A 13,512-nucleotide genomic window follows, 5' to 3' on the forward strand; every position below is an offset into this window, starting at 1 on the left:
ACCTAGCGCAGCTTGAGGGTCGAAAGCCCGATCAGCGCCAGCACGAAAGCGATGATCCAGAAGCGGATGACGATGGTCGGCTCCTTCCAGCCCTTCTGCTCGAAATGATGATGTAAGGGCGCCATGGCGAAGACGCGCTTGCCGGTGAGCTTGAAAGACGCCACCTGGACGATGACGGACGCGGTTTCGAGCACGAACAGGCCGCCGATGATGGCAAGCACGATCTCATGCTTGACCGCGACGGCGGTGGCGCCGAGCGCGCCGCCGAGCGACAGTGAGCCGGTATCGCCCATGAAGATCATGGCGGGCGGCGCATTGAACCACAGGAAGCCTAAGCCCGCGCCGACGATCGCGCCGCACAGCACCGCGAGCTCGCCGGTGCCCTTCACATTGTGGAGCTGCAGATATTCGGCGAAGACGGCATTGCCGACGAGATAGGCGATGAGGCCGTAGCTGCCGGCCGCTATCATCACCGGCACGATGGCGAGGCCGTCGAGGCCGTCGGTGATGTTCACCGCATTGCCGGCGCCGACGATGATGAACACACCGACCAGCATGAAGAAGAAGCCGAACTGGATGAGCACGTCCTTGAAGAACGGTACGGCGAGCGCGCTCGAGATCGTCTTGTCGCCGATGCCCATGAAGATGGCGACCGCCACCGCGGCGATGGCGACTTCGATCAGCAGCCGGATTTTTCCGGAGAAGCCATGCGTCGTCGATTTCGTCACTTTGAGGAAATCGTCATAGAAGCCGATGGCGCCGAAGCCCAGCGTCACGAACAGCACCGCCCAGACATAATAATTGGTGAGATCGGCCCACAGGAGCGTCGATACGAAGATCCCGGAAAGGATCATCAGCCCACCCATGGTCGGCGTGCCCTGCTTCTCGACGATATGGCGCTGCGGACCGTCGCTGCGGATCGGCTGGCCCCTGCCCTGCTTCACCTTGAGCAGCGAGATGATCGTCGGGCCGAACAGCCAGATGAACAGCAGCGCGGTCAGGATGGCCGAGCCCGTCCGGGTCGTCTGGTAGCGGAACACGTTCAGCACCGAGACTTCGTCGGTCAGGCTGACAAGCAGATGATAAAGCATTAGCGGCCGTCCTTATCGGGCGGAGCGGGGTGCGAAAAAGTGGATGCCGGTTTTTCGCGCAAACCCCGCTCCTTAACTTTAGAATCGATCACGTTCATGCCCTTGGATTGCTTCAATCCAAGGGCATCGTGATCTTCTTTGAACTGGCCTCTGATGGCGTCGACCAGCGGTCCCATGCGGCTGCCGAGTGATCCTTTGACCATCACGACATCGCCGGCCTTCAGCCCGCCGATGAGGGCTGCTGCAAGACCGTCCGATTTTTCGGCATAGGCCCCACGCCGGTGCGGCGGGGTCTTGTTCCAGAGGTGGGCCATGAGAGGCCCGCAGGCATATAGGACATCGACCTTGGTCTCGTCCAGCGGGCCGGCAAGCTCGGTATGGAGCTCGGCGGCCTGGTCGCCCAGCTCCAGCATGTCGCCCAAAACCGCGATCCGGCGGCCGTATTTGCCGGGCTCCGCCCGCTTGAGCAACGCCAGCGCCGCCCGGACCGAAACCGGATTGGCATTATAGCTCTCGTCGATGAGCAGGATGTTGCCGCCCGGCGCCTTGAGCGTTGTTTGCACGCCCCGCCCCTTGGCGGGCTGCGCAGCGGCCAGGGCCAGGCTGGCACGCGCCAGATCGGCGCCGGCGAGCTTCACGGCGGCGAGCGCCGCCAGGCTGTTGAGCACCATATGCTCGCCGGGGAGGCCGAGCTTATAGATCACCGGCTCGCCTTGGATGTTTGCCGTGATGCACGAGCAATCGGCATGCAGCACCGATCGTTCGAGATGGACATCCGAGCCGGGGCTCTTCCCGAAGCTCACGATATTGCCGATGCCGGCCTTGTGCGCGGCGGCGCCGAGGCGGTCGAAATATTCATTGTCGCGGTTGAGCACCGCATGGCCGCCGGGCTCGAGACCCAGAAAGATCTCGGCCTTGGCGTCGGCGATCTCGGCGACGGAGGAGAAATAGCCCAGATGGCTCGCCACCACGGTGGTGATCACCGCGATATGCGGGCGCACCATCTTGACCAGCGGCGTGATCTCGCCCGGATGGTTCATGCCGATCTCGAACACGCCATAGGCGGTATCGGCGGGCATGCGCGCCAGCGTCAGCGGCACCCCCCAATGATTGTTGAAGGAGGCGACGGACGCATGCGTGTAGCCTGACGCGGACAGCGCCAGCCTGAGCATTTCCTTGGTGCTGGTCTTGCCGACGCTGCCGGTCACCGCCACGATCTGCGCCTTGGAGCGCGCCCTGGCCGCGAGTCCGATCTTTTCGAGCGCTTTAAGGACATCATCGACGACGAGCAGCGGGCCGGCCGAGGCCATCGCCGCGCTCGGGCGCGACACGATCGCAAGTCCGGCGCCGGTCTTGAGCGCGTTCTCGGTATAATCATGGCCATCGACACGATCGCCCTTGATCGCGGCGAAGATATCTCCCTTCGCCACGCTGCGACTGTCGATTGAGACGCCGGTGAGCGGCACCGAGACGTCGCCGCGCAAGGCGCCGCCGGTGATGGCGATCAACTCTTCGATGGTCCACAGCGGGCGTTCAGCCATGATAATCCTGCCCGGCGACTGCCGCCTTCACCGCATCATGGTCGCTGAACGGCAACACTTTGCCGCCGACCGTCTGGCCAGGCTCATGTCCCTTGCCGGCGACGAGGAGAATGTCGCCCTCTTCCAGGGCCTCGACGGCGGTCCGGATGGCGAGGGCCCGATCGCCGATATCGATGCCGCCTGGGCACGCGGCCATGACCGCGGCACGGATGACGGCCGGATCCTCCGAACGCGGATTGTCGTCGGTCACATAGGGAATATCGGCGTGTTTCGCGGCGATGGCACCCATCTGCGGGCGCTTGCCCTTGTCGCGGTCGCCGCCGGCGCCGAACACAACGGCGAGCTTGCGCTTCACGTAAGGACGCAACGCCAGGATCGCCTTTTCGAGGGCGTCGGGCGTGTGGGCAAAATCGACGAAGATCGGCGCGCCTTTGGTGGAATGTGCCACCAGGTCGAGCCGGCCCTTGGCGCCTTTGAGCGATTCGAGCGCATGCAGGACGAGCGCTTCCTCGCCACCCGTGGCGATGACGAGACCGGCCGCGACGAGCGCATTGGACACCTGGAAGTCGCCGACCAGCGGCAGGTAGATCTCATGCTGGCCGCTGGCGGTGGCGAGCACCAGGCGCTGGCCGAAGCCGTCGCGCACGCAGGAGACGAGCTTGAGGTCATGCCCCTTCTCGCCGACGGTGAACAGTGTCAGGCCATGCGCCTTGGCGCGCGTTACGACATCGCGCGCGATATCGACATCGGCATTGACGACCGCCGGAGCACCTTGCGGCAGCAATTCCGAGAAGAGCCGCATCTTGGCGTCGAAATAATCCTCGATCGTCGCGTGATAATCGAGATGGTCGCGGGTGAGATTGGTGAAGCCGCCAGCCGCGAGGCGCACGCCATCGAGCCGGAACTGTGCAAGGCCATGGCTCGAGGCTTCCATGGCGAGATGCGTGACGTGATCCTGGGCGAGCTCCGCCAGCGCGTGATGGAGCTTGACCGGATCGGGCGTCGTATGGGCGAGATATTCCTCACCCTGCGGCCCGACGATGCCGATCGTGCCGATGCTCGCGGCGCGGAAACCCATCGACTGCCAGATCTCGCGCACGAAGGCGGCGACCGAGGTCTTGCCGTTGGTGCCGGTGACGGCGACGACGATATCGGGCTGGCTGCCGGCAAAGCGCGCCGCGATGCGCGCGAAGAGCTGATGCGGATTTCCGGATTTGATCAGGATCGAATTCGCCGGCGGCGCTGTGGTTTGGTCGCCGATGACCACCGCCGCCGCGCCGGCGGCGACCGCTTGCGGGATGAATTGCGCGCCGTCGACTTTCGTCCCCGGCAAAGCGGCAAAAAGAAAGCCCGGCTTCACCTGCCGGCTGTCGGCGGTGAGGCCGGAGATGGCTGCGTCCGCAACACCTTGCGGCAGCGCCACGTCATCGGCGAGAAGCCTGGAGAGAAGGACGCTCATCTCAGGTCTTGCCTTCCTTCGCCGCCTTCGCCTGCTGCTTGGCGATTTCCTTGCGCTCATCCTCGGTGAGCTCGGGCTGAATGCCGAGCAAGGGCGCGATGCGCGCGATGATGTAGCCGGCGGTCGGCACCGCGTTCCAGCCCGAGGTCGAGAAACCATAGGTCTCAGGGGTCGCCTGCGGTTCGTCCATCAGCACCATGACGACATATTGCGGATCCTCCATCGGGAAGGCGCCGGTGAAGACGGTCAGGTTCTTGCTCTTGTCATAGCGCCCGTTGACGACCTTTTCGGCCGTGCCGGTCTTGCCGCCGATGCGGTAACCGGGCGCCTTGGCATTGGCGCTGCGCGCGCTGCCTTCGAGCCCGTTGAGCCGGAACAGATAGCGCAGCGTCTTGCTGGTCTCGGGCTTCACCACGCGCTTCCCCATCGCCTGCGCGTCGGCCACGTCGCGTTTCAAGAACGTCACCGGAAGCATATTCCCACCATTGAGCAGACCCGCTACCACCTGGGCTCCTTGCAGGGGCTGTACGGCAAAACCGTGGCCAAAGGCGACCGTCGCCTGGACCAGGCGGCCCCAGCGCTTCGGCAGGATGGGCTTCGCATTTTCGGGCAATTCTGTGACCAGTCGGTCCATCAGGCCGACCCGGCGCAGGAACGCCTGGTGCCGCTCCTGGTCGACGGCCAGCACCATGCGGGCGGTGCCGATATTGGAGGAATTGGTGAACACCTCAGGCAGCGTCAGGATGCGCCTGGTCGGCTGGAAGTCGTGGATGGCGGCACGTCCGATGACCAGGGGGGCGCGGGCATCGAAGCGGCTTTCGAGATTGGCCGTGCCGTAGTCGAGCGCCATGGCGAAGGACACCGCCTTGATCACCGACCCCAGCTCGAAGACGCCGCTCGTCATCCGGTTGGCCTGGTCGAAGGTGAAGTTCTTGTTTTCCTGGTTGGGATTGAAATCAGGTAGCGAGACGAGGCCAAGCACTTCGCCGCTCTTGACATTGAGCACGATGGCGCCGCCCGCCTTGGCGCGGAACTTCGCGATGCCCTTGGCGAGTTCGTCGGCCAACGCATGCTGGACGCGGATGTCGATCGACAGCATCGCCGGCATGGCGCGCGTATTGTCCTCGCCGAGTGAAGCGGTATAGAGCGCGCCCTGGTCGTCGAGGAATTTCTCGATGCCGGCGATCCCCTTGGAATCGAGATCGACATAACCCAGCACATGGCTGGCGAGGCGGCCCATCGGATAGACGCGTTTCGTCTCGGCCCGGAAGCCGACGCCCGGAATGCCGAGATTGTGGATGGCCTCGCGCTCCGCCGGGCTCACTTCGCGCTTGAGCCACACGAAGGCGCGGTTGGGCTGCGACAGTTTCTGGCGCAGCGATTTGGCATCGAAGCCCGGCACCGTGGCGGTGAGGAGCTCGACCGCCTCATCGACATCGAGGATCTTGCGCGGATCGGCATAGAGCGAAAAGACCGAGACATCGGTCGCCAGCACCACGCCGTTGCGGTCGACGATGTCGGGCCTTGGCACCCGCTCGCTATATTCGATGACCGGCTTTTCCGGGCGCTGCTGCCACAGAGTGAGGTAACCGAGCTGCGTGCTGATCGCCAGGAAGAACATGATGAAGCCGAAGCTCACCAGGCGGAGGCGGTTGCGTCCGGCGAGGCTTCCATCCTGTTGCATTGAAAACAGCATCACGCCTCACTCCATCGCCTTGAGAATATCGCCGATCGCATCCTTGCCCTGCTCCTCGAGCTTCACCGGGGGCTCGTCCGGAATGCGCGCCGCGAGTTCGTTGAGCTTCACGAACTGCTCGGGCGAGATGCGCTTCAGCTTGAGATATTGCTCGGAGAGCCGCTGCAGCCTTTCGGGCCGGATCAGGCTCGACCACTCGGCATTGAGAAGTCCGATCGTTTCTTTCTCGTTCGCGATGGCCGAGTTGGAGCGCGATATCTGCCGCTCGATGCCGCGGATGGAATGCTCCAGCGAATAGAGCACATAGGCGGAGCACAGCACCGCCACGACCAGACATGCATTGAACGCTCTGAGCATCAGTTACGCCGCCCTTCGACCGATGGAACCGCAATATCTTCGAGATTGAGTGGCAGAGCCGGCGCCGCGGTGCGCTCGCCGGCGCGCAGCTTCGCCGAGCGGGCGCGCGGATTTTCCGCCGTCTCGGCTTCGCTCGCTTCCTGATGTCCCCGGAAGACGGGAATGAAACGGGCTTCTTCACCCTCCCCGCGCCCCGGCATGTGGCGCGAGGGAGACGGCAGCTTGCCGCTGCGTTCGGCGAAGAACCGCTTCACGATCCGGTCTTCGAGTGAATGGAAGGTGACGACCGCGAGGCGACCGCCCGGCTTGAGCAGGCGTTCCGCCGCCGCCAGCGCATAGCCCAGCTCTTCGAGTTCCCGGTTCACATAGATGCGCAACGCCTGGAAGGTGCGGGTCGCCGGATGGATGCGGTCCTGCGGACGCTGCCGTCCGATGGCGCGTTCGACGGCGCGCACCAGCGCGAATGTCGTGAGGATGGGCGCTTCGGCGCGCGCCTTCACGATCGCATGGGCGATGGGGCGCGCTTTGCGCTCCTCGCCCAGAATGCCGATGATGCGCGTCAGATGGTCGGCCTCCGCCTGATTGACGACATCCGCCGCCGAAGGTCCCGACTGTTCCATCCGCATGTCGAGCGGGCCGTCCTTGGCGAAGGAGAAACCACGCTCCGCCTCGTCGATCTGCATCGAGGAGACGCCGATATCGAGGGCGGCGCCGTCGATCATGGTGATGCCGGAGCCCTGGGCCAGGTCTTCCATGTCGCTGAAGCGGCCTTCGACCAGGGTCAGACGATCCGGAAAGGCGGCGGCGAGCGGCGCCCCGCCTCTGATCGCATCGGGGTCGCGGTCGATGGCCAATACCTTACAGTCGGCGGCGCCCAAAATCGCACGCGTATAGCCGCCGGCGCCGAAGGTGCCGTCGATATAAATACCGCCATCCCGCGGCGTAAGCGCCGACAGCACTTCCGCGAGCATCACCGGGCGGTGCCGGGCATCTGCGCTGGGCAAGGGCGAAGCCATATTCGGTACGGTGAACAGATTACTAATGAGATCCCGACAATGCTCCGCACCGCCTTAACAAATCGTTGCGTTGGCGGGGGTTAGCCACACAGAAGTAACTGCCGGTGAAGTAGGTGCCAGCTGGCCTGTAAGCCGGGTTCTGTCCACGCCCTTGCGGACGCTGGATGACCATTCATCTGGAGCGCATGTTGCCATGCGCTTCGCGCGACCAACCCGGGCGGCGGGTTGAAAATGCCCCTGGGCCGAAGCCCATGCCGCCCCTATTCGGTCTTGCTCCCGGTGGGGTTTACCGTGCCGCGCCCGTTGCCGGCCGCGCGGTGCGCTCTTGCCGCACCGTTTCACCCTTGCTTCGGACGGATCTGAAGCGGTCTGTTTTCTGTGGCACTTTCCCTGGGGTTACCCCCGCCGGGCGTTACCCGGCACCGTATTTCCATGGAGCCCGGACTTTCCTCCCGGAAGGCGACGAGGCCTTCCCGGCGGCCATCCGGCCAGCTGGCGAGGTGACAGGTAGGCGGCCCCAGCCCCCGCGTCAACCGCTTAAACAGATTGAAATGTCAGGCGCATTTACCATTTACAGCATCGGCCCGAAAAGTGTGCGCGGTTTTCGGGCAAGCCGATGCGCAAACAGAGAAGAGGCCGTTCCACACGGGACCTGGAGAAGATGACGACCTTCGCCTACGCCACCGTCGCCGATTTCGGCATTGACGACCACGCCCGCCGGCTGGCGCGGCTGAAGCGTCTGGCGCATGTGATGGATACGGCGCTGCGGATTCCAGGTACCCGCATCCGCTTCGGCGCTGATTCGGCCCTGGGCCTCATCCCCGGCGCCGGCGATGTCGTGGCCCTCGGCATATCGGCCTTCGCCCTCATGGAGGCGGTCAGGCTCGGGGCCCCGCCCCGCGTCATCGCCCGCATGATCGGCAATGTCGCCATCGATACCGGGCTCGGTGCCATTCCGGTGGCCGGAGATATTTTTGACTTATTATTCAAGTCGAATACGCGGAATCTGAAACTGCTGCTTGAGCATTTTGAACGGGAGACGAAAGCGTGAAGAGTATCGTGTGGGTCATCGCCTGGGTCTGCGTCGGCCTGTGGAGCGCGGTCATGGCGCTGGGCTACTGGCTCCTCAACGCGCTGACCGGTTTTGCCGCCAACAACGCAGACAAGGTGGGAGGCGACGCCGAGACGGTGGAACTCGTCAACTGGCTGGCTCTTTTCCTGCAGAATGTCGGCGAAGTTGCCGCAGTCATCATCTGGGCCATCGTCTCCCTCCTGATCCTCGCCATCGCCTGGGTGATCGGCAAGCTGACCGGCGGCAATGCCGGTACAAATTTCCAGCCTCCACTTAAGGGCTGAACGGGCTTATCGCTGTCCACCAACTCGGCTATGAGTCGGTTGGGGAAGTGAGGGTGAAATGTTGAGGCGTTATCTGCTGGCCGGCCTTTTGATCTGCGCCGCCGGTTCGGCTTGGGCTCAGGAACGCGAATGGCTCTTCGACACCGGCGACGAGGACGCCTATCTCGTCTTTGGCGTGCCCGAGACCGACGATGCCGGGGTGAGCTTCGGCTGCACCCTGCAATCGGGGGATATCCGCCTCTTCGTTCCCGAAACGGGCGAGGAGCTGAAGCCCGATCAGAAGATCACCGTGACCATCGTAGTCGAAGGCAAGACGTTCACTTTTGACGCCACTACCTCGCCCAACGAGATGTCGGGAACGACCAGCGCCGAGGCCGAGATTCCGGCGGGCGACGCGATCTTCGCCGATCTGCGCAAAGCCGACCGTTTCGAGGTCCGCGCCGGCACGGAAGACAACATCTTCCCGCTCGAGGGCGCCGATTTCGACAGCCTCGTGCGCGCCTGCACCAAGAGCTAGTCAAGCAGCCGGCAAGGTGTCGATGAGGCGTCGCAGCGTCTCGATGGTCGAGCGGTCGGCGATGCCGTCAATGCGGGCAGGACGGAAATGCCGCTGGAAGGCGCTGACCACGATCTGCGTGTCGGCGTCGAAATCACCGGTAATGTCGATGCCATAGCCATAAAGCGCCAGCATGGCCTGCAGCGCCTCGACCGCATCGCCGCTGTCGCCGAGTTGGAAGAACTGGCCACCGCCTAAAGGAAAAGGCGGCACCCAATGGCCGAGCCCCTGCTCATGAAGGCTTTTCCAATCGAACTTCTCGCCTGGATCGATCTTGCGTTTCGGTGCCACGTCCGAATGTCCGAGCACATGCTCCGGCGCTATCTTGTGACGGGCGACGATGTCGAGGCCGAGCGCCGTGACCGCCGCCATCTGCTCGAGCGGAAAATCGAGATAGCCGTTGTCATGGCCCGGATTCTCGATCTCGATGCCGATCGAGCAGGAATTGACGTCATGCTCGCCCTTCCACATCGACTGGCCGGCATGCCAGGCGCGCAGATCCTCATCGACCATCTGGGTGATCAGGCCGGCACGGTCGACGAGATAATGGCAGGACACCTTGGAGATGGGATTGCACAGCCAGGCGCAGGCGCGCTCGGCGTTTTCCATGCCGGTGTAGTGGAGTAGCAGGATACGCGCCGTCTTGCCATCCTGGCGCGGCTCGACATTGGGCGACGCGATCACGCGATGCGCAAGAGCCGTGCCCTTCACAGGCCACGCTCCCGGGCGACCACTTCATAGGCCGCGTTGATGCGGGCCAGGCGCTCGGTCGCCACCTCGATCATCTCGGCCGGCACGCCGGCGGCGATATGTTTGTCGGGATGATTGTCGCGCACCAGCTTGCGGTAATGCTTGCGCACCTCCTCATCGGTGGCGAAGGCCTCGATCCCCAGAATGACATAGGGATCGTCCTTGGTAGGCGCGAGGTGGCGCGCCTTGATGCGGACGAAGTCGCGCTTGCTGAAGCCGAAGATCTCGGCGACGCTTTCGAGATAGGCAAGTTCGCGTTCATGCACCGCGCCATCCGCCTTGGCGATGTGGAACAAGCTGTCGATGACGTCTTCCAGCACTTGTGGGCGGGTGGCGAAGAGCCTGGCCAGTTGGCGCGCATAGGCGTCGTAACCCGCCACATCCTGCTTGGCGAGATTGAACACCCGCGCGACGCCCGACAGCTCGCGCTCGGGCACCCGGAAGACCTGCTTGAAGGCGGCGATCTCATCGCCCGTCACCACGCCGTCGGCCTTCGCCATCTTGGCGCCGAGCGCGATGACGCCGATGGTGAAGGCGATCGACATTTCCGGACTCGGACGCGGGGCGGTGATCTTCGCAAGGAAGGCCGAAACCGAATCGCCGATGGCCGTGATCGCCTGACTTATGCGGGACCAGATGGACATATCGCGGCGCAGCATAGTGGATTCGGCGGCCGGTGCCAGCGGGGTCGATTGCCGCGAAACGCAGGCGCGGGATGCGAAAAAGTGGCCCCCGGTTTTTCGCAAGGATCCCGCGCCCAAATATAAGGACCGATCACGTTCATGAGTTTGGGTTGATTCAACCCAAACTCATCGTGATCTAGGTTACGAAATGTCTGAATTTGCCCGCAATTGACGTTAAGATTGCAAAGATGACAGGGATGGTATCATGAAATATCCAGCGATCGCCGCCGGTCTATTGGGTTTCGGGCTGTTTACGGCTCCTTTGCCTTCCATGGCGGCCGGCCAGTTCGAATGCGGCGGCCCTGAAAGTGCCGTCGTCGCCGAAGTCGTGAAACCCCTGATCGAAAAGGCCAAGCTATGCAAAGGCCTCAAGCAGAAAGTCGATGCCGGCCTGTTCAAGGTCAAGATCAAGATCGACCAGACCCGGGAGGTGCGCGTCGAAAAGCTCGATTACTGCACCTCGGAAACCAGCCGGAAGCTCGAGGCGACCGTCTATGTCGCCTGTGAGACGGATGAGGACGAGGAAGTACAGATCAGCGTCGACGAGAGCTTCGATGTGACGGTCGAAATCGCCAACAAGAATTGCGCCGTCACCGATTTCAAGGTTGAGCCGCGTGGCGATATCGGCAAGCTCATTGCCAAGAACAGCGACTTTGAAGACAAAGTGCGCAAGGCGGTCGAGCGCCAGATCGCCAAGGCTTGCGACAGCGCTTCCTAGCATGATCCGGAAAAGTGCGCAGCGGTTTTCCGGAAAGATCATGCGCAAACAAAAAGATAAAGCGTGACGGCGACTTTTCCCAAAGCCATCGCGCTTTAGATCCAATTCGGCCAGGCCCTACGCTTCCGGGAGGCCGGCGCGCGACAGCATGGTCAGAAGCTTGCTGTGAGTCTTGTCGCTGACATAACGCGGCACGAAGCCTGGCGACACATTGGCAACAGTGAGGTCCGGGATCTGGGAAAGACAGTGATGAACGGCGCGCGAGGCCTCCTCGCCATTGCCCATCGCCATTGCCGCCGCCGCCCAGTAAAGCGCGCCGGGAACGAATTCCGGCCTTGTGCGCACCACCTTGCGTGCGGCCTCCAAGGCCTCCTGATCGTCTCCATTGCCGAATTTGGCGACGACAATGCTGTGATGACGCCAAAACTCGGTTGATCCGAGGGGGCCCAGCCTGACGGACTCGTTTGTTTCGTTCAGAGCTTTTTCGGTCTGCCCCTGGAGAGCGTAGAGAACGGCGAGGTCGCCATGGGCATTTGCATAATTGGGATTGAGGGCGATCGCATGGCGTAATTCCACAACGGCTTCCTCGATGCGCCCTGCGCTTGAGAGAGCAAAAGCCAGGAAACAACGCGCCATTTCATCATCCGGCACGGCCTTGACGGCGCCCTGGGCGAGCAAAATGGCTCTGTCGATATGCTCCCGCGTGTTTGGCAGCGTCCCGAATCCCAGTCCCACGGTTATGACAACTGACACGGTCCGCATCGCGCGGGGGTTGTCCGGCTCGATTGCCAGGGCCTGCTCCGCCAAACCCATGGCGGCTTGTATGGATGACTTGGTCATTTCGTAGTATTTCGTGATCGCCTGATTCATCAGGCGCCGCACCTCCGGGCTGCCGGGTGGGCTTTTGTCGCGCACCTTCCAGCTGGTCAGCTGCAATTCGATGCCGAGAGCGATCGTGACAGCCTGCGCAATCCGGTCCTGGAACTCGAGGCCTTCCTGCGTGCGTCCGTCGAAACGCTCGGCCCAGACATTGTGCCCGTTCGCCGTGTCGATGAGCTGGACATTGACCCTGAGATTGTCGCCGACACGCTGCACGCTGCCATTCAGCAGATATTGCACATCGTAGGTCGTTGCGATGCGGCGGACATCCAGGCTTCCCGTCTCGGTCGTGAATGTCGGAAGCTCCGTAACGATCGTGTAATCCCGCCGCTGGGATAGAGCGGTGGCGATGTCCTGGACCAGGCCTTTGGCGAAATGGTCTTCGCTGCGCTCGGTGGTGAGGTTCACCAAGCCCAGAAGACCGACCGAGGGCTTTTTCCAGCTGGCGGCATCGGCCATGTTGCTCATCCTCCGTGTCGGAGATGAGATAGGTTCAGGGTCCGCGCCGACCAACAAGGATTGCCATAGCTTCCTTGTTTCGGGGCTGACTTCGACACCGAACTCCTTTTGCAGCATGGCGCGACAGGTTTCGAATATCCGGACGGCCCGGTCGCGCTGGCCGCTCATAGCGAGCAGCTCCATTTTCAGCCGATATGATGCCTCGCGCGTCGGGTCCAGGGCGAGAAGGCGCCGGGCGATCGCGAGTCCTTTCTCCGCATCCACCAGCCGCGCCAGCTTTTCGAGAGATCCGATGGCGATAGCGAGAAGTTTCTCGCGCTCGATGGCAGCCCAATCCTCGAAAGTGCTGCTGCCCGAGAAGAAGCCATCCAGAAACGGACCGGTGTAGACGGAGATCGCCTCCTCGAGCTGCCCTGCCGAACGGGCCGACTGCGACATTTCCAGGACATCCGCATCGCTGTCGATTGCGCCGAGGCCGATAGTGTCCTTGTTGCTGCGCAGGATGGTTGCGCCGAAGGACGAGAGATCCTGGCGCAGCACGCTCAAGGCCTGCCTCAGGCTGTTACGAGAATGCCCGCTGTCGCTGTCGCTCCATAGCAGATCGGCCAGTTTTTCCCGCGTGGCGCTCATCCCGGGGCATCGGGCGAGATAGGCGATGATCGCCGGGCCTTTCCGGCCGGTCAGCTCGAGTGGCTGGCCCTCGGCATCTTGGATGCGAAATCCCCTAAACAGAAGCAGCTTGAATCTTGCCTGGGAACTGTCGCGCGGCATTAAACATCCGAATTTCGTCGCCCTAACGCGATCCTAATTCAAAACTAACGCAAGGCAAGGTTTCTATGCCGGATTGGTAAGCGCTAAGCTGACGCAGCTTCACCTAGAATCCTCCGGAATCGAGGAAGGTGGAATTGCCGACAGGCATGACGTCCCCTCGCTGAAACAACTTTAGCTTGC

Annotated in this window: 13 protein-coding genes and 1 other RNA gene; 4 read left to right on the forward strand and 10 right to left on the reverse strand. The window is 62.8% G+C overall.

Annotated elements, in window-relative coordinates; translation table 11 throughout:
* Positions 1–2: 2 nt before the first annotated feature.
* The 7 genes from mraY to rnpB form a co-directional block, all read right to left on the reverse strand.
* Complete coding sequence (gene mraY, locus JHL16_RS03795; RefSeq protein WP_137858357.1) at positions 3–1,091, reverse strand: phospho-N-acetylmuramoyl-pentapeptide-transferase; 1,089 nt, start codon at positions 1,089–1,091, stop codon at positions 3–5.
* The gene (locus tag JHL16_RS03800) at positions 1,091–2,632 is read right to left on the reverse strand and encodes a UDP-N-acetylmuramoylalanyl-D-glutamyl-2,6-diaminopimelate--D-alanyl-D-alanine ligase (RefSeq protein WP_200183551.1); all 1,542 of its coding nucleotides are present in this window, start codon (positions 2,630–2,632) and stop codon (positions 1,091–1,093) included. The genes mraY and JHL16_RS03800 overlap by 1 nt, the downstream gene beginning before the upstream one ends.
* Entirely contained in the window at positions 2,625–4,091 is a 1,467-nt protein-coding gene (locus tag JHL16_RS03805; protein ID WP_200183552.1) for a UDP-N-acetylmuramoyl-L-alanyl-D-glutamate--2,6-diaminopimelate ligase, read from the reverse strand. The genes JHL16_RS03800 and JHL16_RS03805 overlap by 8 nt, the downstream gene beginning before the upstream one ends.
* A gap of 1 nt (position 4,092) precedes the next feature.
* Complete coding sequence (locus tag JHL16_RS03810; RefSeq protein ID WP_246770789.1) at positions 4,093–5,787, reverse strand: peptidoglycan D,D-transpeptidase FtsI family protein; 1,695 nt, start codon at positions 5,785–5,787, stop codon at positions 4,093–4,095.
* 6 nt (positions 5,788–5,793) lie between these two features.
* Positions 5,794–6,144: a cell division protein FtsL gene (ftsL, locus tag JHL16_RS03815; protein WP_200183554.1), complete on the reverse strand. Its 351-nt coding sequence runs from the start codon at positions 6,142–6,144 to the stop codon at positions 5,794–5,796.
* Positions 6,144–7,160, reverse strand: a complete 1,017-nt coding sequence (gene rsmH / locus JHL16_RS03820; protein WP_200183555.1) for a 16S rRNA (cytosine(1402)-N(4))-methyltransferase RsmH — start codon at positions 7,158–7,160, stop codon at positions 6,144–6,146. The genes ftsL and rsmH overlap by 1 nt, the downstream gene beginning before the upstream one ends.
* 112 nt (positions 7,161–7,272) lie before the next feature.
* An RNA gene (rnpB, locus tag JHL16_RS03825) (RNase P RNA component class A) lies at positions 7,273–7,656 on the reverse strand.
* Between the two features lie 165 nt (positions 7,657–7,821).
* Here rnpB and JHL16_RS03830 point away from each other — a divergent pair.
* The 3 genes from JHL16_RS03830 to JHL16_RS03840 are packed head-to-tail and all read left to right on the forward strand — an operon-like array spanning position 7,822 to position 9,033.
* Entirely contained in the window at positions 7,822–8,211 is a 390-nt protein-coding gene (locus tag JHL16_RS03830) for a DUF4112 domain-containing protein (protein ID WP_200183556.1), read from the forward strand.
* On the forward strand, positions 8,208–8,516 hold the full coding sequence (locus JHL16_RS03835) for a hypothetical protein (RefSeq protein ID WP_200183557.1): 309 nt from the start codon (positions 8,208–8,210) through the stop codon (positions 8,514–8,516). The genes JHL16_RS03830 and JHL16_RS03835 overlap by 4 nt, the downstream gene beginning before the upstream one ends.
* A 58-nt stretch (positions 8,517–8,574) precedes the next feature.
* The gene (locus tag JHL16_RS03840; protein ID WP_200183558.1) at positions 8,575–9,033 is read left to right on the forward strand and encodes a hypothetical protein; all 459 of its coding nucleotides are present in this window, start codon (positions 8,575–8,577) and stop codon (positions 9,031–9,033) included.
* Here the strand turns inward: JHL16_RS03840 and JHL16_RS03845 are convergent, their stop codons facing one another.
* Positions 9,034–9,783, reverse strand: coding sequence for an N-acetylmuramoyl-L-alanine amidase (locus tag JHL16_RS03845; RefSeq protein ID WP_348647161.1), 750 nt, complete (start codon positions 9,781–9,783; stop codon positions 9,034–9,036).
* Positions 9,780–10,466: a molecular chaperone DjiA gene (locus JHL16_RS03850; RefSeq protein ID WP_200183559.1), complete on the reverse strand. Its 687-nt coding sequence runs from the start codon at positions 10,464–10,466 to the stop codon at positions 9,780–9,782. The genes JHL16_RS03845 and JHL16_RS03850 overlap by 4 nt, the downstream gene beginning before the upstream one ends.
* A 244-nt stretch (positions 10,467–10,710) precedes the next feature.
* On the opposite strand from JHL16_RS03850, the gene JHL16_RS03855 reads away from it, so the two are divergent.
* A complete protein-coding gene (locus tag JHL16_RS03855) occupies positions 10,711–11,223 on the forward strand; it encodes a hypothetical protein (protein WP_200183560.1) in 513 nt (170 codons plus the stop codon).
* Between the two features lie 117 nt (positions 11,224–11,340).
* Here JHL16_RS03855 and JHL16_RS03860 read toward each other — a convergent pair whose 3' ends face one another.
* Positions 11,341–13,332, reverse strand: coding sequence for a BTAD domain-containing putative transcriptional regulator (locus JHL16_RS03860; RefSeq protein WP_200183561.1), 1,992 nt, complete (start codon positions 13,330–13,332; stop codon positions 11,341–11,343).
* Positions 13,333–13,512 lie beyond the last annotated feature (180 nt).

The organism is Taklimakanibacter albus, assembly GCF_016595235.1.
GTDB classification, from domain to species: domain Bacteria; phylum Pseudomonadota; class Alphaproteobacteria; order Rhizobiales; family Aestuariivirgaceae; genus Taklimakanibacter; species Taklimakanibacter albus.